General features: G+C 62.4%; 19 protein-coding genes and 1 pseudogene. 9 read left to right on the forward strand and 11 right to left on the reverse strand.

The annotated features are described in order from the left end of the window. Positions 1 to 129 precede the first annotated feature (129 nt). The gene (gene mfd / locus OGM61_02230; protein ID UYI84907.1) at positions 130 to 3,648 is read left to right on the forward strand and encodes a transcription-repair coupling factor; all 3,519 of its coding nucleotides are present in this window, start codon (positions 130 to 132) and stop codon (positions 3,646 to 3,648) included. 37 nt (positions 3,649 to 3,685) lie between these two features. Then, positions 3,686 to 4,870 (forward strand): peptidylprolyl isomerase, encoded by a 1,185-nt coding sequence (locus OGM61_02235; protein ID UYI84908.1) that lies wholly within the window; start codon positions 3,686 to 3,688, stop codon positions 4,868 to 4,870. A 59-nt stretch (positions 4,871 to 4,929) separates the two neighbouring features. Here OGM61_02235 and OGM61_02240 read toward each other — a convergent pair whose 3' ends face one another. After that, entirely contained in the window at positions 4,930 to 5,394 is a 465-nt protein-coding gene (locus OGM61_02240; protein ID UYI84909.1) for a DUF1232 domain-containing protein, read from the reverse strand. Positions 5,395 to 5,546: 152 nt separating this feature from the next. Between OGM61_02240 and OGM61_02245 the strand changes: the two genes are divergently transcribed. Next, positions 5,547 to 6,809 carry an amidohydrolase gene (locus tag OGM61_02245; protein UYI84910.1) on the forward strand — a complete coding sequence of 421 codons (1,263 nt, stop codon included), beginning with the start codon at positions 5,547 to 5,549 and terminating at the stop codon, positions 6,807 to 6,809. A 112-nt stretch (positions 6,810 to 6,921) separates the two neighbouring features. On the opposite strand, the gene OGM61_02250 is transcribed toward OGM61_02245, so the two are convergent. After that, the gene (locus OGM61_02250; GenBank protein ID UYI84911.1) at positions 6,922 to 7,506 is read right to left on the reverse strand and encodes a TetR/AcrR family transcriptional regulator; all 585 of its coding nucleotides are present in this window, start codon (positions 7,504 to 7,506) and stop codon (positions 6,922 to 6,924) included. 272 nt (positions 7,507 to 7,778) lie between these two features. Here OGM61_02250 and OGM61_02255 point away from each other — a divergent pair, with 272 nt between their 5' ends. The 3 genes and pseudogenes from OGM61_02255 (at position 7,779) to OGM61_02265 (ending at position 9,385) form a co-directional block, all read left to right on the forward strand. Continuing rightward, positions 7,779 to 8,084 (forward strand): DUF1292 domain-containing protein, encoded by a 306-nt coding sequence (locus tag OGM61_02255; GenBank protein UYI84912.1) that lies wholly within the window; start codon positions 7,779 to 7,781, stop codon positions 8,082 to 8,084. Then, positions 8,081 to 8,896, forward strand: a pseudogene (locus OGM61_02260) (phosphatidylglycerol lysyltransferase domain-containing protein). Before OGM61_02255 ends, OGM61_02260 begins: the two are co-directional and overlap by 4 nt. A 96-nt stretch (positions 8,897 to 8,992) precedes the next feature. Next, on the forward strand, positions 8,993 to 9,385 hold the full coding sequence (locus OGM61_02265) for a pyridoxamine 5'-phosphate oxidase family protein (GenBank protein UYI85557.1): 393 nt from the start codon (positions 8,993 to 8,995) through the stop codon (positions 9,383 to 9,385). Positions 9,386 to 9,559: 174 nt separating this feature from the next. On the opposite strand, the gene OGM61_02270 is transcribed toward OGM61_02265, so the two are convergent. The 3 genes from OGM61_02270 to ilvA form a co-directional block, all read right to left on the reverse strand. Continuing rightward, positions 9,560 to 9,814: a hypothetical protein gene (locus OGM61_02270; GenBank protein ID UYI84913.1), complete on the reverse strand. Its 255-nt coding sequence runs from the start codon at positions 9,812 to 9,814 to the stop codon at positions 9,560 to 9,562. Positions 9,815 to 10,039: 225 nt separating this feature from the next. Further along, the gene (locus tag OGM61_02275) at positions 10,040 to 10,414 is read right to left on the reverse strand and encodes a RidA family protein (protein UYI85558.1); all 375 of its coding nucleotides are present in this window, start codon (positions 10,412 to 10,414) and stop codon (positions 10,040 to 10,042) included. A gap of 12 nt (positions 10,415 to 10,426) precedes the next feature. Then, on the reverse strand, positions 10,427 to 11,635 hold the full coding sequence (gene ilvA / locus OGM61_02280; protein UYI84914.1) for a threonine ammonia-lyase: 1,209 nt from the start codon (positions 11,633 to 11,635) through the stop codon (positions 10,427 to 10,429). Positions 11,636 to 11,933: 298 nt separating this feature from the next. Between ilvA and OGM61_02285 the strand changes: the two genes are divergently transcribed. Beyond that, positions 11,934 to 12,647: an ABC transporter ATP-binding protein gene (locus OGM61_02285; GenBank protein UYI84915.1), complete on the forward strand. Its 714-nt coding sequence runs from the start codon at positions 11,934 to 11,936 to the stop codon at positions 12,645 to 12,647. Further along, complete coding sequence (locus OGM61_02290; GenBank protein ID UYI84916.1) at positions 12,641 to 14,239, forward strand: hypothetical protein; 1,599 nt, start codon at positions 12,641 to 12,643, stop codon at positions 14,237 to 14,239. Before OGM61_02285 ends, OGM61_02290 begins: the two co-directional genes overlap by 7 nt. Positions 14,240 to 14,302: 63 nt before the next feature. Here OGM61_02290 and OGM61_02295 read toward each other — a convergent pair whose 3' ends face one another. Then, entirely contained in the window at positions 14,303 to 14,812 is a 510-nt protein-coding gene (locus tag OGM61_02295; GenBank protein UYI84917.1) for a ferritin, read from the reverse strand. 159 nt (positions 14,813 to 14,971) lie between these two features. On the opposite strand from OGM61_02295, the gene OGM61_02300 reads away from it, so the two are divergent. Next, positions 14,972 to 15,994, forward strand: coding sequence for an alpha-hydroxy-acid oxidizing protein (locus OGM61_02300; GenBank protein ID UYI84918.1), 1,023 nt, complete (start codon positions 14,972 to 14,974; stop codon positions 15,992 to 15,994). A gap of 57 nt (positions 15,995 to 16,051) precedes the next feature. On the opposite strand, the gene OGM61_02305 is transcribed toward OGM61_02300, so the two are convergent. From OGM61_02305 to sstT, 5 genes are all read right to left on the reverse strand, one after another. After that, on the reverse strand, positions 16,052 to 16,216 hold the full coding sequence (locus tag OGM61_02305) for a hypothetical protein (GenBank protein ID UYI84919.1): 165 nt from the start codon (positions 16,214 to 16,216) through the stop codon (positions 16,052 to 16,054). Between the two features lie 16 nt (positions 16,217 to 16,232). Beyond that, positions 16,233 to 17,810: a 2-hydroxyacyl-CoA dehydratase family protein gene (locus OGM61_02310; protein UYI84920.1), complete on the reverse strand. Its 1,578-nt coding sequence runs from the start codon at positions 17,808 to 17,810 to the stop codon at positions 16,233 to 16,235. Further along, complete coding sequence (locus tag OGM61_02315) at positions 17,810 to 19,006, reverse strand: 2-hydroxyacyl-CoA dehydratase family protein (GenBank protein UYI84921.1); 1,197 nt, start codon at positions 19,004 to 19,006, stop codon at positions 17,810 to 17,812. Before OGM61_02315 ends, OGM61_02310 begins: the two co-directional genes overlap by 1 nt. 314 nt (positions 19,007 to 19,320) lie before the next feature. Next, a complete protein-coding gene (locus OGM61_02320; GenBank protein UYI84922.1) occupies positions 19,321 to 20,649 on the reverse strand; it encodes a sodium-dependent transporter in 1,329 nt (442 codons plus the stop codon). A gap of 257 nt (positions 20,650 to 20,906) precedes the next feature. Beyond that, positions 20,907 to 22,136, reverse strand: a complete 1,230-nt coding sequence (gene sstT, locus OGM61_02325; GenBank protein ID UYI84923.1) for a serine/threonine transporter SstT — start codon at positions 22,134 to 22,136, stop codon at positions 20,907 to 20,909. Positions 22,137 to 22,201 lie beyond the last annotated feature (65 nt).

Raw genomic sequence — 22,201 nt, forward strand, 5'->3', positions numbered from 1 at the left:
ATTTCAATAATAATGTTCGGATTTATTATATAAATAGGTGTAGAATCTGCCGTGCAGAGGATTTGCTTTTCCTGTGCAGGTTGTGGTATGATAAAAAAACACGATTTTTTACATAAAGCAGGTGTTGTTTTGTTCCTGGTCGCGCAGGCCGAACAACTGTTCGGCGATACGGAAGCAGCCGCCCTCCCGGCCTTGTTGGAGAGCGGGCGGCTTCCTGCGCGCATTTCGGGTCTGCCGGCGAGTGCGCGCGCGCTGCTGGCGGCGTCGATGCACGCGCAGCTCGACGCGCCGGTGCTGGCCGTGTGCCCGGACGAGGCGGCGGCCGAGCTGTTTCAAAAAGATCTCTCTGCCCTGCTGGGGCAGGACGTGCCGCTGCTGACGGCGCGCGACTATACGTTTTATACGGTCGAGAGCGTCTCGCGTCAGACGGAGCAAAAGCGCCTGAGCGCGCTTTATGCGCTCGCTGCCGGGACGGCGCCGGCCGTGGTGTGCACGGTTTCGGGTCTGCTGCAGCGTGCCATGCCGAAGGAAAAACTGCTGCAGGCGGCCTTTGAGATCCGCGACGGCAGTTCCCTGCCGCCCGAGGATGCCGAGGATGCGCTGCTGCGCTGCGGCTATCTGCGTACGGCGCAGGTGGAAGGGCCGGGCCAGTTTTCGCGCCGCGGCGGCATTCTGGACTTTTTCTCCCCCGCGTATCCGCAGCCGGTGCGCGTGGAGTTCTGGGGCGACGATGTGGACTCCATGGGCTTTTTCGACCCCGAGAGTCAGCGGCGCACTCAGCCGCTGGAAAGCTGCCGCATCCTGCCGGCGGCGGAGACCCTGCCGCCGCTGTATCCGGGCGGCAGCGCCGCACTGGGCGAAAAGCTGCAGAAGCTCGCCGGACGCGCCGCCGCGAAAAAGGACAGCGACACGGCGCAGAAGCTCGCCGAGGCCCTGCGCGCCGACGGGGAAAAGCTCTGCGCCGACTGCGTGCTCCCGGCGGCCGACCGGTATATGGGCTTCGTGTACGACACGTTTGCCACGGCGCTGGACTATCTCGCGCCGGAGGCGGCCGTGCTGATCGACCAGCCGGCGCGCTGCGCCGAGCGCGCGAAGGAATACACCACGCAGCTGCGCGAGGACATCGCCCTGCTCGTGCGCAGCGGCACGATGGCCGCGCGCGCGGAAAATTTCTACGAGCCGTTTGCCGACATGATGCGCAGAGTCCAGGCCTGGCCCATCGTGCTGGCCGACGGGCTGCAGCTCGGCCGCAGCCCCATCGAGGCGCGCACGCTCGTGAGCCTGACGGCAAAGCAGCTCCCGTCCTACGGCGGCAGCAGCCAGACCGCGGCGGACGACATTGCGCACTATCGGAATCTCGGCTACCGCGTGGTCGTGCTGGCGGGCGATATGCGCCGGGCGCGCATTTTGTGCGAGTTTCTCGACGGTCACGGCATCCATGCCGCGGCGGACGAGCACCCGGATGCGCTGCCGGAACCGGGGCAGTGCCTCGTCACGCCGGGCAGTCTCTCGGCGGGCATCGAGTTTCCGTATGCAAGGCTCGCCATCCTCACGGACACGCAGATCGCGGCGTCCGGCCTGTGGCGCGCCAGACACAAAAAGCAAACGAACCGCGAGAAGATCAACTCCTACACGGACCTCTCCGTTGGCGACCTCGTCGTGCACGAATACCACGGCATCGGCCGCTTTGCGGGCATCGTGCAGATGCCGGTCGACGGTGCGGTGAAGGACTATATCAAGATCAGCTATGCCGGGGCGGACACGCTCTATGTCCCGGCGACACAGCTCGACCTCGTGAGCAAATACATCGGCGCGGGCGAGGACCGGCCCGTGAAGCTGTCCAAAATGGGCGGCACGGAGTGGGCGCGCACGAAAACGCGCGCCAAAGCGGCCGCAAAAAGCATGGCCAAGGAGCTCACCGCGCTCTACGCCGCGCGCAGCCGCACGAAGGGTCACGCCTTCGCACCCGACAGCCCGTGGCAGACGGAATTTGAGGAGCACTTCGGCTATCCGGAGACGGACGACCAGCTCCGGTGCATCGACGAGATCAAGGCCGACATGGAAAAGCCCGTGCCCATGGACCGCCTCCTGTGCGGCGACGTGGGCTACGGCAAGACCGAGGTCGCCCTGCGCGCGGTGATGAAGTGCGTGCTCGACGGGCGGCAGGCGGCCATTCTCGTGCCGACGACCGTACTCGCCCAGCAGCACTATCAGACGGCCGTGCAGCGGTTTTACGGCTTCCCGGTCGAGATCCGGATGCTCTCGCGCTTTTGCTCGCAGGGGCAGATCCGCCAGACGCTCGCGGACATGCGCAGCGGCAAGTGTGATCTCGTGATCGGCACGCATAAGCTGCTGCAGAAAAACATCGAATTCAAGAACCTCGGCCTGCTCATCGTCGACGAGGAGCAGCGCTTCGGCGTGGCGCACAAGGAGCACATCAAGGAGATGAGCCGCGCGGTCGACGTGCTCACGCTCTCGGCCACACCCATCCCGCGCACGCTGAATATGGCCCTGTCCGGCATCCGCGACATGTCCACCATCGAAGAGCCGCCGCAGGACCGCATCCCCGTGCAGACCTTCGTCATGGAGCACGACTGGAACGTGCTGTGCGACGCCATGCGCCGCGAGCTGCAGCGCGGCGGGCAGGTGTACTACCTGCACAACCGCATTGAAAACATCGAGCGCACCGCCCTGCGCATCTCGAAGATGCTCGACGGCGCGGCCGTGGACGTGGCGCACGGCCAGATGAACGAAGAGCAGCTCTCGACGGTCATGGAGCGCATGGTCACGGGCGAGACGCAGATCCTGGTTTGCACGACCATCATCGAGACCGGCATCGATATTCCGAACGTGAACACCCTCATCATCGAGGACGCCGACCGCATGGGCCTTGCCCAGCTGCACCAGCTGCGCGGGCGCGTGGGCCGCTCGAACCGGCGCGCGAGCGCGTACCTGACGTTCCGGCGCGGGCGCGAGCTGAGCGAGATCGCCGAAAAGCGCCTGAGCGCCATCCGCGAGTTTGCGGAGTTCAACTCCGGCTTCCGCATCGCCATGCGCGATCTGGAGATCCGCGGCGCGGGCAGTCTGCTCGGGGCCGAGCAGTCGGGCCATATGATCGACGTCGGTTATGATATGTACCTCAAGCTGCTCGAGGAGGCCGTGCTCGAAGAGCGCGGCGAAAAGCCCGAGCAGCGCGCCGAGTGCGCGGCCGACCTCGCCGTGTCGGCCAACATCCCGGAGAGCTATGTGCCCAGCCAGGAGCAGCGCATGGATCTCTACCGCCGCATCGCGCTCGTGCGCACGGAGGCGGAGGCCGACGACCTCATGGACGAGGTCATCGACCGCTTTGGCGACCCGCCGCCGAGCGTGTACACGCTCGTACAGGTGGCGCTGCTGCGTGCCGACGCGGGCAAGGTCGGCGTGACGGACATTTCGCAGAAAAACGGCTGTTTGAAGTTTCTGCTGGCGCAGTTCGATATGCAGAAGGTATCGGCACTGTACGCCCGGCCGGAGTTCAAGGGCCGCTTGAAGGTGGATGCGGGGGCAAAGCCGGGCGTCATTCTGCGCCTCAAGACCCGCACCCACGTCATCGAACAGGCAAGAGCGTTTGTTTCCGCATGGGCAGACGCCCAGGGAGACCGCGCATGACACCCATGTGCAACGAAACGAAAGGAAGCGTTTGCTGATGAAAACCAGAATCACCGCCCTGCTGCTGGCGCTCGTGATGGCCGTCTGCTGCCTGACCGGCTGCACCTCGACCCGCGTGCGCAGCTACTCGGAAGAGAGCAGCGATGCATCGACCGACAAGTATGCTGCCGCACTCGATGCTTACAAGAGCAACAAAAAGGTCATGACCATCAACGGCAGCCCCGTGTACTGGAACGAGTACGCCTATTTCCTGTGCGCCATCATGGCGAACATGGAGCGCTACGGCATGCAGATCACGGACTGGAGCGATGTCTACGACGAGAGCACGGGCGAGACGTACAGCGACATCATGACCAAGAGCGTCGTCAACAACATCGCCTGGAACCACCTCATCGAGGTCAAGGCGGCGGAAAACGACGTGGCGTTTGACGCGGCGGGCGAGCAGTACGTGCAGGACACGATCGACCAGACCATTCAAAACGTCGTGGGCGACGACGGCACCGAGGCCGAGCTGAACGAAAAGCTCCAGTCGTACTACATGGATCTGGATCTGTTCAAGTATTTCACCAAGACGCAGTATCTCTATAACGGCCTGGCCAGCAAGTTCTTCGGCGAGAACGGCGCGAACATCTCCAACGAGGACGTGCAGGAATACGTTGATGCCAACGACTACATGACGGCAAAGCACATCCTCTTCAAGACGACGGACGACAGCGGCACTGCCCTCTCGGACGACGAAAAGGCCGCCAAGAAGCAGCAGGCCGAGCAGGTCGCGGCGCAGGTCAAGGCTGTGACCGATCCCGAAAAGCGCGTGGAGCTGTTTGACCAGCTCATGGAGCAGTACAACGAGGACACCGGCGAGAGCAACTACCCGCACGGCTACTGCTTCACCTCCGGCACGATGGTCACGGAGTTTGAGGACGCCTGCAAGGCGCTCGATACCTACGAAGTGTCCGGCGTGGTGGAGAGCAAGCACGGCTATCACGTCATCCTGCGCATGCCGACGCAGGGTGACGACCTGGTCATGAGCAGCGACGGCAGCCAGCAGACGCTGCGGATGCTCGTGGCGCAGGAGCAGCTCGGCAGCCTGCTGACGGGCTGGGTCGACGAGGCGGACATCAGCTGGGAGCCGAAGTTCAGCAGCATCGACTATGCGGCCGTGTTCACGCCGAAGGAGAGCTTCTGGAAGCGGCTGGACGTGTTCGACTGGTTCGAGAAGTAAAAGCAGCATAAAAAGATCCCGTCATCCGACCCGGATGACGGGATCTTTCTTCTTTTCGTTCAGGCGCGCTTGATCATGCCGGCGATCTTTTTCATGAGACCGGAGCCGAGCTTTTCATCAAAGTAGTTGAGCCAGGCGCGCACGGTGTCGATCGTCTCGGGATCGCCGAGCCAGTGGCGCAGGATGATATTGCGGTCGGTGCTGCGCAGGAGCTTGGCCACCGACACGAGGATGGCGTAGGCATCGTCGATCTTGCCGAGCAGCGGGAAGGAGTCCGGCACGAGGTCCAGCGGCGAGAGGACATACAGCAGCGCGAAGCCGAGGTCGAGCTTGCGGCTCGAGGGCACGTCGGGGTCGAGCATGAGCTTGCAGATCAGGTAGGCAAAGTCCGGCAGCGTCGTGAGATAATCGGCCGCCTTGCTGCCGAGTTTTCCGGCCACAAAGCTGTTGGCCTGATAGCGGGCGCGCTTATAGAAACGGTCGAATGCGTTGTCGTCCATGTAATAGATGTTTTCTTTGGTCATGATCCTGCCTCCTGATGGGAGATGATTTCTTTCTATTATAGCGAAAAACCGGCCGGGCTTCAACCGGTTTGTGAAATTTTTCGGAATTCATTGCCAAGCGGGCCGATCCGGCGTATAATGCAGGAGCATTTCAGGAAACGGAGGCTGAGCCTATGATCCGCTTTTTCAACGGCCGCACGCTCACAATGGCGGACGGCGTGTCCGTCACGACGGACGAGGTCTGGACCGACGGGGACAAGATCGCCTACATCGGCCCCACGCCGGAGACGCTGCCCGCGTTCGAGCGGCAGATCGACCTCGGCGGCGACCTTGTCATGCCGGGCTTTAAGAACGCGCACGCGCACGCCGGCATGAGCTTTGTGCGCTCGTATGCCGACGATGTGCCGCTGCAGCCGTGGCTGTTCGAGCAGATCTTCCCGCTCGAGGCCAAGCTCACGCCTGAGGCGGTGTATGCGTTTACCAAGCTGTCCATCCTCGAGTATCTCACGAGCGGCATCACGGCCGGCTTTGACATGTACTATTTCCGCGAGGCCATCGCCCAGGCGAGCATCGACTGCGGCTTCCGCACGGTGCTGTGCGGGGGCGGCGGCAGCGCGCAGCAGCTCGAGAGCGAGTACCGCAAATTCAACGCCCTGCACCCGCTGATCTCCTATCAGCTCGGCCTGCACTCGGAGTATACCTCGAACCTCACCGAGATGACCGAGGCCGGCGAGCTGGCCCGCGCGCTGCACGCGCCGGTGTTCGCGCACAATGCCGAGACCGCGCGCGAGGTGGCCGAGTGCCGCGGCCGCTGGGGCAAGACGCCGACGGAGCTGTTTGATTCCCTCGGCCACTTTGATTACGGCGGCGGCGGCTTCCACTGCGTGCACATGACGGAGCACGATCTGGAGATCTTCCGCAATCGCGGGCTCTGGGCCGTCACGAACCCCGGCTCGAACGCCAAGCTCGCCAGCGGCATCGCCCCGCTCAAGCAGATGCGGGAGCTGGGCATCCATATGGCCATCGGCACCGACGGCCCGTCGAGCAACAACGCGCTCGATTTCTTCCGCGAGATGTATCTGGCCGCCGTGCTGCAAAAGCTGCGCTGCGGCGACGCGGCCGCCCTCCCGGCGGACGACGTGCTGTATATGGCGACGGTCGGCGGCGCGCAGGCCATGGGCCTGACCGACTGCGACGTGCTCGCCCCCGGCAAGCAGGCGGACCTGATCGTCATCGACCTGCAGCGGCCGAACATGCAGCCAGTGCACAACGCGGCGCGCAACCTCGTCTACAGCGGCTCGAAGGAGAATGTGCGCCTGACGATGGTCGCCGGGCGCGTGCTGTATGAAAACGGCGCGTTTTTCGTCGGCGAGCCGGCGCAGGACATTTACCGCGCCGTGGACGCGGCCTTTGCCGCCATGCGCGCCAGGCTCTGATCGCTTTTTCTGCGGGCTGCGGGGCGGCACACGCCGCCTGAGGTGATATGCCCGAAACGATAAAAAATTCCGGAAACATCATGTTTCCGGAATTTTTTATGCCCTGCAGGCTTTATGCTTTCGTTTCGAGCACTTTCACGCCGTGCATGATGATCTCGCCGGCAAGCACGGCCATCTCTTCGGGCGTCTGCTTCATGCCGTTGTCGATCCACGTGAGCGCGAGCGACATATTGCCCGACACGATGAACGAGCAGAAGTAGTCGAGCATCTCGGGGTCGTTCGGATAGTAATACGCGAGGAAGTCATACAGGAATTCGTCGCGCAGGATGTGGCAGATGCGGTCGGTAAAGGCAATGTCGCCGTTTTTGCCGAGCAGCACGTGACACAGATCCGAATTTTGCTGGATGAACTGGTACAGCTCCATCAGGTACGGGTAGGTCTTGCCCTCGGAGTCTTTCGCATTGTGCCGGCGGCAGACGACCGTCAGCCCGTCCGCCAGCTCGTCCTCGAGGCTGGACAGCAGGTCGTACACATCCTTATAGTGAATATAGAAGGTGCCGCGGTTGATGTCTGCAATCGCGGCCAGTTCGCGCACGGAAATGTCCTTGACGCTTTTTTCCGCCATGAGCTTCATCAGAGCAAGCCGAAGCTGCCGTTTCGTCTTTCGCACTCTGCGGTCTACAACTTTTTCTTCCATTCGCCGATTCCTCCTACCTGTTTTTTGTTATCTTGACATACATGATACCACCAAAACGAACAATAATCAACATTTCGTTGCATAAAAATTGTGATTTTTTTCGAAATTTTCGTGAAAATCTTCGGGAAAAGCAGACGGTGTGGTGCATCATCACCTTTTTGCTGCCCATCTGGTCTGCGGATCGGCGACCAGATGGGCGCCGGAAAACGCAGTGGCAAAATGGCGCGCGATATGCTATGATGGGGGCAAATCCCGAAAAGGAGTACAAGACCATGTTTGAAAACGGAACGTTCGCGGTCCTCGGCCCGGACGGAAAACAGGTGCAGTGCGACGTGCTGTTCACCTATGACTGTGAGGACAACGGCCGCTCGTACGTTGTGTTCACGACCGGCGAAGGCGCGCAGCAGCGGCTGTTCGCCAACCGTTACGACACGCGCGACGATGGCCAGCTTGCCCTGCTCGCGCTCGAAAACGAGCAGGAATACGCCATCATCAAGCACTGCTTCGAGGAGCTCAAGGCAAAGCTCGCCGAGCAGGCCGCGGAGACCGCCGCACAGGAGGGTGAACCCAAAGCATGACAGATCCCTTTCATCCGCTGAGCGTGCGGGACATCCCGCTGCTCACACGTTATTTTGCCCAACAGGATACGCGCCTGTGCAATGCCTCGGCCGGCGCGGCCGTGCTCTGGCAGCCGTACTTTCAGGACGCAGCGCTCGAGGTGGACGGCACGCTGCTGCTGCGCGAGCAGTTTCCCGGCCTCGGCACGGTGTTTTCCACACCGATCGGCGAGAATGTGGGAAACGCTTACGATTTTCTCGTGAAATATTGCCGCGCGGTGGGGCAGCCGGTGCAGTTTTTCCCCGCCACGGCGGCCGATGTGGAAAATCTGCGTGCGCGCTTCGGCGACGTGGAGGTCACGCCGGTGCGCGACTGGTTCGACTATCTCTACGACGCGCAGGACATGGTGACGTTCCGCGGCCGGCGCTTCAACGGCCAGCGCAACCACATCCACCACTTTCAGCGCCTGTACCCGGACTGGGCGTTCGAGCGCGTCACGGAGGAGAACCTGCCGGAGGTGTGCGCGTTTTTTGACGACTTCACCCGCCGCTACCATAAGGACAGCGACAGTGCGCAGGCGGAAGAGGGCTGCGTGCGGGAGTTCCTGCGCGATTTTGCCGCCTACGCCCCGCTCGCGGGACTGCTGCGCGTGAATGGGCGCGTGGCCGGTTTTTCCGCCGGGGAGATCGTGGGCGACACGCTCATCATCCACATTGAAAAGGCGGACATTGCCTACGAGGGCATCTATCAGGTGCTGGTCAACGAATATGCCAAGTGCTTCGTCACGCCCGACGTGCGCTACATCAACCGCGAGGAAGACGTGGGCGACGAGGGGATACGGCGCTCGAAGGAATCGTATCACCCCGTGCGCCTGCTCGAAAAATATCTGGTACGCATTCCGGCACAGCCGGAGAAAGGAGAAACGATCATGCAGGAAGTCTATGAATTTCTGAAAAAGTGCGGCACGTATTATCTCGCCACCGTCGATGGCGACCAGCCGCGCGTGCGCCCGTTCGGCACGGTGAATCTGTTCGAGGGCAAGCTCTATATCCAGACCGGTAAGGTCAAGGCCGTCTCGAAGGAGATGGCGGCCAATCCCAAGGTGGAGCTGTGCGCGTTTGACGGCGAGACCTGGCTGCGCGTGAGCGCGACGGCCGTGGAGGACGACCGCGTGGCGGCGCGGCAGAATATGCTCGACCATTATCCCGAGCTGCAGAGCATGTACGCCGCCGACGACGGCAACACGCAGGTGCTCGCGCTGACGGACGCGACCGCGACGTTCAGCTCCTTCGCCGCCGCACCGCGCACGGTGCGCTGGTAAGCGCCGAAAAGAGCAAAAAACGGCCCGCCGGCCCCGGCACGGTGGCGGTGTTCTTCTTCGGCGACGAGCGCGCGCCGGAGTGAGCGCGGCAGAAAACAGAAAACAGGAGACCGCCAACGATCCGAAACGGATCGGGGCGGTCTCCTGTTTGCATGCAAAGCAGAAAGGCTGATATTAGCCGATCAGGCCCTGAATGTAGTTCACCGGCCACTGGCAGAAGTCCTTGACCAGGTCAAGCTTATCGCGGATGGCGAAAGCGGTGTTCTCGTCACAGAGCGACTCGAGCTTTTTCTTGATGGCCTTGGTGTTCACCTCAAGCAGCCCGCTGACGCTCGACAGGATCTTGCCACCGTCGATCTCCTTGATCGAGGTCCAGAGCTCGGAAGCGTACTCCTTGACGCCAACGCTCTTAATTGCCTGAATGCACATACCTATTCCTCCCTTAAAATACTGGTGCTCCCGGCCGCTCGACTGCGGCCGGAAAACAAGATTGCTCTTATCAACAGTGCTCTCATTCTAGCACAAAGCCGTGGGATTGTCAAAGAGGAATACAGAGAAATGTGTAATTTCCCACATTTTGTGGTCAATGTGCACAAACCGGACAACAGGTAGCGGAAAATCTACCCAGAACCGGTGAATGGACTATGCGGGCGCTTACGCCTCGGCGATGACCTCGCACTCGACGAGCACGTCCTTGGGCAGGCGCGCGACCTCAACGCAGCTTCTGGCCGGGAACGGCTCGGAGAAATACTCGGCATAAATGGCGTTGACGGTGGCGAAATCGTCCATGTTCTTGATGAACACCGTCGTCTTGACGGCCTTGGACATGTCGCTGCCAGCCGCCTGCAGCACGGCGGTCAGGTTGCGAAAGACCTGATGGGCCTGCGCTTCGATGCCGTCGGCGATGACGCCGGTAGCGGGGTCGATGCCGATCTGGCCGGACGTGAACACAAAGCCGCCGGAGATCTGCGCCTGAGCGTAGGGGCCGAGCGCGGCGGGGGCGTGATTGGTAGCAACTGTTTTCATGATGATGACCTCCTGTTAGTCGATTTTTACGTGATAACCGTTTTGAATGAGCTGGTCGAGCACGCGGTCGCCGTGCTCTTTGCCGCCGACTTCGCACGAGACGTGCACGTCGATCTCGTTGGGGTTGAGCCCGGCGGTGAGCCGGTCATGCTCCACGGAGAGGATGTTCGCGCCGAGCGCGGCAATGTCGTTGAGCAGCTTGCCGAGACTGCCCGGCCGGTCGAGCAGCGTGACCGTGAAGCGCAGCCGGCGGTGGCGGGACACGAGGCCCTGCTCGATGATGCACTGGATGAAGCTCACGTCGATGTTGCCGCCGGAGAGCAGGCACACGACGTTTTTGCCCTTCACATCGACCTTGCCCTTGAGCACGGCGGCCACGGGCGCGGCGCCGGAGGGCTCGACGATCTGCTTGCAGCGCTCCATGAGCAGGAGCACCGCCTCGGAGATCTCGAGATCGTTGACGGTGACGACGTCGTCGGCGTATTTCTGGATGAGCGGGACGGTGATGTCGCCCGGCGCCTTGACGGCGATGCCGTCGGCGATGGTGGCCACGGAGTCGGTCTGGACATAGCTGTGCGAATGGAACGACTGCGCGATCGCGTTCGCGCCCTCGGCCTGCACGCCGATGACCTGCACGCGGGGGTTGATCTGCTTGATGCACGCGGCCACGCCGGCAAGCAGGCCGCCGCCGCCGGCCGGCACGATGATGATGTCCGCCGTGGGCAGATCGCCGAGGATCTCGAGGCCGAGCGTGCCCTGACCGGCAATGACCTCGGGGTCATTGTAGGGGTGCAGGAACGTGGCGTGCTCCTGCTCGCAGATCTCGCAGGCTTTGGCATAGGCGTCGTCATAGCAGTCGCCCGCGAGCACAACGGTGGCACCGTAGCCCTCCGTGGCCTTCGCCTTGGCGATGGGCGCGGTCTTGGGCATGACAATCGTGGCCGGGATGCCGAAGCGGTGCGCGGCGTAGGCCACGCCCTGCGCATGGTTGCCGGCCGATGAGGCCACGACGGCACCGGTCTCGCCGCGCTCGACGAGCGCCGCGATCTTGTTGCTCGCGCCGCGGATCTTGAACGAGCCGGTCTTCTGGCTGTTTTCGTACTTAAGATAAATGTTGCCGCCCGTCATGGCTGAGAACGTGGCCGACAGGTCCAGCTCCGTGTGGTGCAGCACGCCCTTGAGCCGCTGTGCCGCGCGTTCAAATTCCTGCAGTGGGATCTCCACAGCAAACACCCCCGTAAAAATATCTGTTTGGGTCTTTCTGTCCCTACTATACCGCGGGAAGGCCGGAAATACAAGCGCCGCAATGCAAAATGTCCGCGCCAAAAAAACTTTTTTGAGAGATCGTCCGCGGGGTAAAAACATTCGCGCGCGGGCAGCGCACGGGGCGCAAAGCAAATCTTACACGTTTCTTAAAAAGTGAGAAATCGGTTGCCGCCGCACGCCGCCGGGGGGTATAATGCACCCAAAAATGGGAAAGCAGCTCCGGTGCGCACCGGCGCGATCATCAGGAGGAGACATCATGCTCAACATTCAGCATTTTACCAAGACCTACGGCGAGAAAAGGGCCGTCGACGACTTGAGCCTGCACATCGCGCCGGGCGAGATCTACGGCTTCATCGGCCACAACGGCGCCGGCAAGACGACGACACTCAAGGCGGCCGTCGGCATCCTGCAGTTTGACGCGGGCGAGATCACGATCGGCGGGCACTCCATCCAAACCGAGCCGCTGGCCTGCAAGCGGCTGCTCGCCTACATCCCGGACAATCCGGATCTGTACGATTTCATGAGCGGCATCCAGTACCTGAACTTTATTGCCGACGTTTTCGGCATCCCGGCCGCGGAGCGCTGGGCGCGCATCGAGCCGTATGCCGACGCATTCGAGCTCACGGGTGATCTAGCGCAGCCGATCAGCGCGTACTCGCACGGCATGAAGCAGAAACTCGCCATCATCGCGGCGTGGATCCACGACCCGAAGCTCATCATCATGGACGAACCGTTCGTCGGCCTCGACCCGAAGGCGGCGCACCTGCTCAAGGGCATGATGCGCGAGCTGTGCGACGTCGGCGGCGCGATCTTCTTCTCGACGCACGTGCTCGAGGTCGCCGAAAAGCTCTGCGACAAGGTGGCCATCATCAAGGGCGGGCGGCTCATCCGCTCCGGCACGATGGAGGAGGTCAAGGGCGACGACAGTCTCGAGGACGTGTTCCTGGAGCTGGAGGATGCATCATGCTGAAGACGCTTCTGAAAAAACAGATGGCGGAGATCTTCCGCAACTATTTCTACGACCCGAAAAAGAACAAAATGCGCTCCAGGGGCGCGACGATCGCCTACATCGCGCTCTACGCGCTGCTGATGGTGGGCCTCCTCGGCGGGATGTTTGCGCTGATGGCCGTGGGCCTGTGCGGCCCCCTGGTCGAGGGCGGCATGGGCTGGCTGTATTACCTGCTCATGGGGCTGATCGCGGTGTTTCTCGGCACGTTCGGCAGCGTGTTCAGCACGTATTCGAGTCTGTACCTGTCCAAGGACAACGACCTGCTGCTGTCGCTGCCGATCCCGGTGCGCTGCGTGATGGCCTCGCGCCTGCTGGGCGTGTACCTGCTGGGGCTGATGTACGCCGCGGTCGTCATCGTGCCGGGCGTGATCGTGTACTGGCTCACGGCGCCGGTCACGGCGGGGACGATCGTCGGCGGTGTGCTGATGGTGCTGATCGTGTCCGTGATCGTGATGGTGCTCTCGTGCCTGCTCGGCTGGGTGGTCGCGCGCATCAGCCTGAAGCTGAAAAACAAGAGCTTCATCACCGTCCTTTTGTCGCTGCTGTTTCTGGCGGCGTATTACTTCGTGTACTACAAGGCGCAGGCGCTCATCACGCTGCTGGTGGAAAACGCCGCCGTGTACGGCATGAAAATCCGGGGCTCGGCGTATCTGCTGTACCTGTTCGGCAGCGTCGGCGCGGGCGACTGGCTGGCGATGGGGATCGTGACGGTCACGCAGGCGGCGCTCCTCGCGCTGACGCTGTGGGGCATCGCGCGCAGCTTCCTGAAGATCGCCACGGCGACCGGCAGCGTGAAGAAGGTGCGCTTCGAGCACAGGGCCGTGCGCGCGCAGAGCGTGCAGCGGGCGCTGTTCGGCAAGGAGCTGCGCCGCTTCACCGCCAGCCCGAACTATATGCTCAACTGCGGGCTCGGCATTCTGATGCTGCCGGTGGCGGGCATCGTGCTGCTCATCAAGGGCGGCGCGCTCGGCCGGATGCTGGCCGACGTGTTCAGCGGCAATGTGGGCGTTGTGCCGGTGCTGATGTGCGCGGCGGTGTGCCTGCTCGCGTCGATGAATGACATGGCCGCGCCCGCCGTGTCGCTCGAGGGCAGGAATCTGTGGCTCGTGCAGTCGCTGCCGGTCGTACCGTGGCAGGCGCTGCGCGCGAAGCTGGACGTGCAGCTCGTGCTGACCGGCGTGCCGGTGCTGTTTTGCGCCCTGTGCATGGTCATTGCGCTGCCGGGCAGCGCGCTGGAGAAGGCGCTGCTGGTGATCGTGACGCTGCTGTATACCCTGCTGAGCGCGCTGGCCGCGCTCGCGCTCGGGCTCAAGATGCCGAACCTGACGTGGACCAACGAGACCACGCCCATCAAGCAGAGCGGCTGCGTGATGCTCTCGCTCTTTGCCAACTGGTTTTATGCCCTCGCGCTTGGCGGGCTGTACTTCCTGTGCGGCAATGCGCTGAGTGCAGCGGTGTATCTGGCCATCTTCGCCGTCGTGACGGCGGCGGGCAGCGCACTGCTGCTCCGCTGGGTGAAAAAGCAGGGCGCGCGCATCTTTGCCGCGCTCTGAAAGAGAAACGAAAGCCGCCTCGGTCCAATTTGGACCGAGGCGGCTTTTTGCTGCGCAATGCGCTTACAGCACGAGCGACGGGGCCGCGTAGACGCGAGCCTTGAGCTCGCTGTTGAGCATGTACAGGCCCTTGGCGTCCGTGCCGAAAAGCTCCATTTTCGTGATGAGATCGGCGGCGTTCTTCTCCTCCTCGCCCTGCTCTTTGACAAACCAGTCGAGCAGCTGCATGGTGCGGAAGTCGCGGTCGTCATACGCGGCGGCGTAGATGCCGTTGATGAGCGAGGTGACGTACTGCTCGTGCTCGAGCGCTTTTTTCAGCGGGGTCATGTGGTCGCCGCGCGTCCAGTCCGGCGCGTCGACGGCACCGAAGCTGACGGCAACGCCGTTGTTGAGCAGGTACTGGAAAAACAGCAGCGCGTGGTCGCGCTCCTCCTGCGCCTGCACGCGGTACCAGTTTTCAAAGCCGTCGAGACCGGCGGCCGCATAGTAGTTGGCAAAGTCCAGATAGAGATAGGCCGAGTAAAACTCCTTATTGATCTGCTCGTTGATGAGCTGGGCAACCGTTGCGTTCATGGGATGACCTCCTGATAGAAAATAAGAATGATTCTTGATTTCTATCATACAGGATTTTTCCGCCTTGTCAAGCCCCGAGGGAAACTTTTTCTGGCGCGCAGGCGCGTTTCCTGTTAAGATGGGCGGGAGAGAAGCAAAAACGGGAACGGAGGAACCCACATGGACTACAACGAAGTTTTACAGCGGGCGCGGGCGCGCATGGCCCCGCGCTGCAAGGTCTGCCCGGAGTGCAACGGCCTCGGCTGCGGCAACACGATGCCCGGCCCCGGCTCAAAAGCGCCCGGCAACGGCGCGAACGACAACTGGCACGCGTGGCGGCGCTGGTGCCTGAACATGGACACCATCGCTCCGAACACGCCGGTGGACACGTCGCTGGAGCTGCTCGGCCGGACATTTTCCCTGCCCGTGATCGCGGCGCCCATCGGCTCGCTGCGCGCGCAGTTCAATCCTGAGGACGACATCCGCGACTACAACGCCTGCTGCATCGCTGCGGCGGCGCAGACCGGCATCGCCGCGAGCTTTGGCGACGGGCTGGACGCGCGCGTGTTCCCGCACGGGTGCACGCTCTCGCAGCAGTACGGCGGCATCGGCCTGCCGGTCATCAATCCGCTGTCGATGGACACCATCCGGGCAAACCTCGACCTTGCCAACGCGGCGCGGCCCTTTGCCGTGAGCGTGGTCATCGACTCGGCCGGTCTGCCGCACCTGAAGGCGGCCAGCCCCGACGCCGGCAGCAAGACGGTCGCGGAGCTGCGCGAACTGTGCGGCTATGCGCAGATGCCCATGATCCTCAAGGGTATCATGACGGTGCGCGGCGCGGAGAAGGCTGTGGAGGCCGGCGCGGCGGCCATCGTCGTCTCGAACCACGGTGGGCGCGTGCTGCCCGGCAGTGCCGCGACGGCGGACGTCCTGCCCGAGATCGCGGACGCGGTGGGGGATCGCGTGAAGATCCTCGTCGACGGCGGCATCCGCTCGGGCACGGACATTTTCCGCGCGCTCGCGCTCGGCGCGGACGCGGTGATGATCTGCCGGCCGTTTCTCATCAGCTACTACGGCGGCGGCATGGAGGGCATCGTCACCTACGTGGAGAAGCTGCGCGCAGAGCTGACGGACGCGATGTATATGTGCGGCGCGCGCAGTCTCGGCGACATCACGCGCGACATGGTGCGCGAGGTGCGGTAACGAACACGGCAAAAAGCAAACAGCTGCGAAGCCTTGGCTTCGCAGCTGTTTTTGCGCTCACAGGTGCTGGTTGCGCGGGATGCGGTCATAGTGCCGCAGCAAAATCGGCTCGAAGGCCGACAGCAGCTTCATGTCGAGATTGAAAAAGTAGATCGTGAACGTCACGGCGAATGCACCCGCGCTCACGCCGAGCAGCCGCCACGCGAATTTCGGTATTTGCATCGTTCCCCTTCCTTTCTCACCATGCATTTTCGTCCGGCAGAACCTCGATCGACGGGTCGAGCGGCTCTTCACGCATGACGGTGCGCATATAGGCGTTGAGCTGGTCGCGGATGGCCTGGCGCGTGTAGACGCGCGGGTCGCACAGGTCGTGGCAGACCCAGACGAGGTGGATGCCGCGCGCGCGGGCCTGCTCCTCGAACTGGCCGTGCATGCCGGTGAGTGCCTTGCAGGACATATGTTCCCACATGATGACCATGTCGGCGTGCATCGTCTCGCAAAATTCCCACAGCTCGTCGACGAGCACCCTGTAGCCGCCGTGCGTGCGGTTGCGCATGATCATGTTTTCATTCAGCCACGCCATGTCGTAGAACGCCTGCTCGCGGTTTTCGGGCGTGTCGGTGTCGGCGATCATGCGCGTGTTGACCAGCGAGAGCATATCCGTCAGCGGCACGATGCCCCAGCAGTGCACCATCCAGTTGAGCATGTCGATGCAGTACTGCGGCTGCACACCCCAGACGATGGCGCGGTGGCGGTATTCCGGCGCCATCATGCGGTGCGCCTTGTTGCCGCGCTCGGCGTAGCGCATGATCTTGCGGTCGATGGGCGGGAACTTGGCCGAGCGGCCGCAGTTGCCCATGTAGTTCGTGTCGTTATACAGCGAGAACGGCGCGCCGACAAACTGCGGGTAGGGCGTGCTGTTCATCTCGAGCCACGCCAGACGGTTGCGCGTGGCATCGTTGACGCGCTTGGCGCACTCGAAGTAGTGCGACCAGTCCCAGTGCTGGCCCGTGTGCTCCTCGACGAAGGCGATGACGTTGCGGATATCCTGCGCGGCGTAATCCTGCACATCGTCCTCCTGATGGCGCATGGGCGCGACAAGCTGGAACGTCGGGATGCCGTATTCGCGCTCGAGGCGCTTGGCGATGATGCCGTTGCCCATGAGCGAGCCGTCGCAGGTGGTGTTGCACTGCACGGCGCAGACGCCGAGCACGGCGAAGTCATCGTCGATGGAGCAGCCGGCCTCGGCCTCCGGCATGGGGCAGACGTCGCCTGCGATGCCGAACTGCTGCGCCACGTCGAGGTAGTGCGTGGAGGAGTTTTGCGTCAGGAGGTTTGCCACGAACATCGTCGGCACTTCGCGCAGGATGGCCTTCACGTTCGGGAAGCCCATCATGAACGCGGTCATCTCGTTTTCGTCCGTGAGCACGCATTTTTTGGAAAATTCCACGTCGTTGCCGGTGCGGCGGTCGCCGCGGAAGATGTCGTCCATGGTGCTGGCCACGTCGTAGACCACGAAGTCCATGGACGTATGGACGATGCGCAGCGCCTCGTCGCGCAGGCCCATCGTGAACTTGTCGACCATGTGCGGCACGGCGAGGTAGTTGGCCATCCAGCGGTAGCGGAACATGGCCTTGATGTTGCGCGGCTTGACGATGAACTTTGCGAGGAGGGACAGAATGTACAGCCAGCGGCCGTAGTCATAGAGGGTATCCTTGACGCCGCGCCACTCGCGCCGGCAGCGGACCTTTCCGCCGTCGAAGAGTACGCCGAGCTGCTGGTCGCCGATGCGCCGCTTGCCTTCATTGGTCACCATCATCGGACACCTCCCTGTATTTTCTTGATCTCTATGCTCTCGACGAATGCCTGGACGCGCGTGCGCATCTGGCCGATCGAGGAGCGGATGTTGTACGGCCGGTCAACGGACAGCACAGGGAAACCGAAGTCTTCGCGCAGCATCACCGAACCGAGCGTACGCTCATATGCCCACGGGTCGCAGAACTTGATCTGCTGATAGAGGATGCCGTCGGCGTTGTACGCTCTGGCGATGTCGGCCACGTACTGCTTGCGGCCGTAGACCTTTTCCATGTTCATCGTGCGCGGGCACTGGCCGCGGTAAACATACTGGCGGCAGATCTGCGTGAGCGCGTCCTCCTCGTCCGTGAGCACGATCGGGTCGCGTCCCGGAAGCGAGCCGAAGCAGAACCGGTCGGCGCAGACATAGGCGCCGGTGTCCTCGATGAGCCGGATGAATTCGCTGTCGTCCACTTCGGAGCCGACGAGCGCGATGCGCGCGCGGTATGCCCGCTCCTCCGGCTCGCGGCTGCGTACTTCCTCGAGCGTCTCTTCCAGTTTGTCGATCAGCAGGTACTTCGGCGCGACATAGGTCGCGAGCGTCAGCACGTGGAATTCGTAACCCGTGATGCGCGGCCGGACCTCCTTGCGGAAGTCGCCGAGCGCGCGGATGAGCGCGCACACGCGGTTGTGCTCGGCCACCGCCCTGCGGATGGCGGCGTCGGACACGTCCGTGCCGAAGGCGTCGTGCATGGGCTTGAGGATGTGGTTTTTGCACTGGAGCACGAGCAGGTCCACGCCGTTGTCGTCGGCCTTGAGCGGGATCTCCATGTACTCGTAGAAGAAATGGTCCTTGCCGGCGCCCATGGTCTTGAGCAGCTCCATGTTTTCCACGCAGCGGTTGATCATCGTACAGCCGTCGGGCGCGATGACGCAGTCGGCAAAGTTGAAGCCGCCCTCGACCGCGCGCTCGAGCAGGGAGCGGCTGGTCTCGCACAGGAGGCTCGTCATGTAATAGGTCGCAATGTCCATCGACCCGGTGTTCGGGGCGTGCAGGCGCACGCCGAAGGTGTTGTCCAGATTCATCAAGGGCTCGGGTGTGTTCTCGCAGACAAAGGCGACGCATTTTTTGCCTTCCGCCTGGGCTTGGACAACAAGTGCGTTGTTGGCCTCCTGCAGGAGGTCCTCGAAGTAGGTCAGGTGCTTCAGGTCTCTCATTGCTGCATTCCCCCATTCTGGTTACACGTTATTCTGTTTTCGTCCGTTCCATGCCGATTGCTATGTTATAATTTTAACCCCAATATGTGCCATACGTCAATCCGGTGATGATTTTTCATCACTTTGCTGTGGAAATGTCAAGGATCGTTGTGCAGAATATACAATATTTTGGAGTGGCTTCCAATATACGTGTTGAGAATTTGCCCTCCGGTCCGGCTGGCGGCCGGGAGCATATGCGGCTTCCGGGCAGCAAAAAGCCCCGGGAGGGAACGCATCGCGTTCCCTTCCCGGGGGCTTTGATCGAAATGGTATGCTCAGAACGTCACGTTCATGAACAGCGCCACGCAGCACAGGATCACGGCCAGCGGCACGTAGACATAGCGGCCGACGCCGTACCAGAACGCGCCGTGGTGGCGGCGGCTGCCGGTGTTGACGGCGGCGAGCAGGTCGTCCTTCTTCATGATGTAGAACCACGACACGGCGCCGAGCGTCGCGCCGATGGGGATGATGTAGATCGACACGAGGTCCATCCACGGGCCCCATTTGGAGATGGGCTCCATGAGCAGGCCGAATCCGAGGCACAGCACGCACAGGATGCCGAGCACGGCCGCGCGGCTGAGCTTCGGGAACTTGTGCAGGAGCGATTCGGCGACGGCCTCGAACATGTTCTGCAGCGAGCTGACGCCGGCAAAGATCATGGCGACGTACAAAATGACGGCGAAGAGCCGGCCGAGCGGGATGTCCTGCAGGATGGTCGGCAGCGTCACGAACAGCAGGCTCGGGCCCGCGCCGACGTCCAGCCCGTAGGAAAAGCAGGCGGGGATGATGACGAGCGCGGCGACGACGGCGGCGATGGTGTCAAAAATGGCCGTGTGCTGCGCCACGCCCACGACGTCCTCGTCCTTGGACAGATACGCGCCGTAGACGATCATGCCGCTGCCGGTGACGGACAGGGAGAAAAACGCCTGCCCCATGGCCCAGATCCAGATCATCGGGTCTTTGAGGGCCTCCCAGCGCGGGGTGAACATGAACTTGTAGCCCTCGGCCGAGCCGGGCAGCAGCGCCACGCGCACGGCCAGCACCAGAAAGATGAGGAAAAACAGCGGCATCATGACCTTGTTGGTCTTTTCGATGCTGTGTGCGCCGAGAAAGAGCGTCAGCAGTGTGCCGGCCACGACGATGACGTGGTAGGGGATGACGGAGTACGGCTGCGTGGAAAACGACGCGAACCACACGGCGGCGTCGCCCGTCATGAGCGTGCCGAGCAGGGAGTCGACCAGCGCCTTGAGAATGTACGTCACGATGACGGCGTAGCCGATGGCGATGCACAGCGACCCGGCCAGCGGCAGCCAGCCGAGCAGGCCGCCGACCTTTCCGGCGGTCTTGCCGCGCGTGGCCCATGCGTTTTCATAGGCGCCGAGCGTGCCGGTGCCGGCGCGGCGGCCCATGGCGAACTCTGTCGGCAGGCCGACGGTGCTGAAGATGACCACAAACAGCAGGTAGATCAGCAGGAAGGCCCCGCCGCCGTTGCTGCCCATCTTGTTCGGAAAGCCCCAGACGTTGGCCATGCCGACGGCCGAGCCGACGGACGCGAGGATAAAGCCCCAGCGGCTGGCAAAGCTTTTCGTGTTTTTCGTTTTCATACGCGCTCCCATCCAGACGTGAAAAACATCTGTGCGGCGCGCGCCGCGCAGATGTCGGGTCTGATTCTCGTTTTCGCTGCGCTTTGCCCGTGCACAGCGGCTTCATTTTAAAGTATTGCAGCGGGGAAGTCAAGAAAAATGCCGGATTCCTTCAAAAATCCGGCAGGGTTTCTTGTGGATTTGACGAAGGGCGACAGGAAAAGCAGAGCCTCGCGGGTTTTGCCCGTGAGGCTCTGCAGTGATTTTAGCGATCTGCTTTAGAACTTGATCTCCTTGCCGGCCTTGCGCCACTGCTTGAACTCCGCGACGGCGGTGAACAGCGCATCGGACGAGGAGTTGATGGCGGTCTCGACGGAGTCCTGAATGACACCGATGATGAAGCCGACGCCGACGACCTGCATGGCGATGTCATTGGAGATGCCGAACAGGGAGCAGGCCATGGGGATGAGCAGCAGCGAGCCGCCCGCAACGCCGGACGCGCCGCACGCGCCGAGCGCTGCCATGACGGACAGGATGATCGCAACGGGGAGCTGGACGGTGATGCCGAGCGTGTGCACCGCGGCGAGCGTCATGACGGTGATGGTGACGGCCGCGCCCGCCATGTTGATGGTCGCGCCGAGGGGGATGGACACGGAGTAGAACTCCTTGTCCAGGCCGAGGCTCTCGCACAGGGACATATTCACGGGGATGTTCGCGGCGGACGAGCGGGTGAAGAACGCGGTCACGCCGCTTTCCTTCAGGCACTTGAACACCAGCGGATAGGGGTTCTTGCGGATGACGATGAACGTCATGATGGGGTTGACGACGAGGGCGGCAAAGAGCATGCAGCCGACGAGGATGAGCAGGAGCTTGCCGTACTCGGTAAAGATGGCAAGGCCGCTGGTGGAAACGGCGGAGAACACGAGACCCAGAATGCCGAACGGGGCGAGATTGATGACGAAGCGCACCGCCTTGGTGACGGCCTCGGAGGCGTCGGCGAGGAACTTCTTGGTCGTGTCGGACGCGCCCTTGAACGCGAAGCCGAGCACGATAGCCCAGAACAGAACGCCGAGATAGTTGGCCGAGACGATCGAGCCGATGGGGTTGGAGACAATGTTGTTGAGCAGGCCGGTGAAGATGGCGGCGAAGCTCTCGGGCGCGCTGTCGGAGACGGCCTCAGTCAGCGTGATGGTCACGGGGAACAGGTAGCTTGCGATCACGGCGATGACAGCCGCCAGGAACGTGGAGACAAGGTAGAGCACGATGACGGTGCCGAACTGCTTGCCCAGCTTCTCCTTGGACTGGGCAAGGGCGCTGATGATGAGGACAAAGACCAGCAGCGGGGCGATGGCCTTCAGGGCACCGACAAACAGGGTGCCAAGGATGCCGATGCCGGGCGCGGTCACGGCGGCGTTGGGGATCAGCAGGGCGAGCGCCGCGCCGATGACCATGCCGATCACGATGCGCAGCACAAGGCTGACGCTGTTGTACGCTTTGACAAGTTTCATTCTTTTTTCTTCCTTTTTTCTGTTTGTTTTGCGTGAAGAGGCGCAAGAGACAGTGTAACAAGATG

The sequence above is a fragment of the Clostridiales bacterium genome, from assembly GCA_025757645.1.
In the GTDB taxonomy this organism is placed as follows: domain Bacteria; phylum Bacillota; class Clostridia; order Oscillospirales; family Oscillospiraceae; genus CAG-103.

Excerpts from the sequence above, each read along its gene's own strand:
- OGM61_02270 (UYI84913.1), bottom strand. The coding sequence starts at position 9,814 with ATGTGCATTCAGGCAATTAAGAGCGTTGGCGTCAAGGAGTACGCTTCC.
- OGM61_02245 (UYI84910.1), top strand. The coding sequence starts at position 5,547 with ATGATCCGCTTTTTCAACGGCCGCACGCTCACAATGGCGGACGGCGTG.
- OGM61_02320 (UYI84922.1), bottom strand. The coding sequence starts at position 20,649 with ATGAAAACGAAAAACACGAAAAGCTTTGCCAGCCGCTGGGGCTTTATC.
- OGM61_02240 (UYI84909.1), bottom strand. The coding sequence starts at position 5,394 with ATGACCAAAGAAAACATCTATTACATGGACGACAACGCATTCGACCGT.
- OGM61_02285 (UYI84915.1), top strand. The coding sequence starts at position 11,934 with ATGCTCAACATTCAGCATTTTACCAAGACCTACGGCGAGAAAAGGGCC.
- OGM61_02310 (UYI84920.1), bottom strand. The coding sequence starts at position 17,810 with ATGGTGACCAATGAAGGCAAGCGGCGCATCGGCGACCAGCAGCTCGGC.
- sstT (UYI84923.1), bottom strand. The coding sequence starts at position 22,136 with ATGAAACTTGTCAAAGCGTACAACAGCGTCAGCCTTGTGCTGCGCATC.
- OGM61_02305 (UYI84919.1), bottom strand. The coding sequence starts at position 16,216 with ATGCAAATACCGAAATTCGCGTGGCGGCTGCTCGGCGTGAGCGCGGGT.
- OGM61_02255 (UYI84912.1), top strand. The coding sequence starts at position 7,779 with ATGTTTGAAAACGGAACGTTCGCGGTCCTCGGCCCGGACGGAAAACAG.
- OGM61_02295 (UYI84917.1), bottom strand. The coding sequence starts at position 14,812 with ATGAACGCAACGGTTGCCCAGCTCATCAACGAGCAGATCAATAAGGAG.
- OGM61_02300 (UYI84918.1), top strand. The coding sequence starts at position 14,972 with ATGGACTACAACGAAGTTTTACAGCGGGCGCGGGCGCGCATGGCCCCG.
- OGM61_02290 (UYI84916.1), top strand. The coding sequence starts at position 12,641 with ATGCTGAAGACGCTTCTGAAAAAACAGATGGCGGAGATCTTCCGCAAC.
- OGM61_02265 (UYI85557.1), top strand. The coding sequence starts at position 8,993 with ATGCAGGAAGTCTATGAATTTCTGAAAAAGTGCGGCACGTATTATCTC.
- OGM61_02235 (UYI84908.1), top strand. The coding sequence starts at position 3,686 with ATGAAAACCAGAATCACCGCCCTGCTGCTGGCGCTCGTGATGGCCGTC.
- OGM61_02315 (UYI84921.1), bottom strand. The coding sequence starts at position 19,006 with ATGAGAGACCTGAAGCACCTGACCTACTTCGAGGACCTCCTGCAGGAG.
- OGM61_02250 (UYI84911.1), bottom strand. The coding sequence starts at position 7,506 with ATGGAAGAAAAAGTTGTAGACCGCAGAGTGCGAAAGACGAAACGGCAG.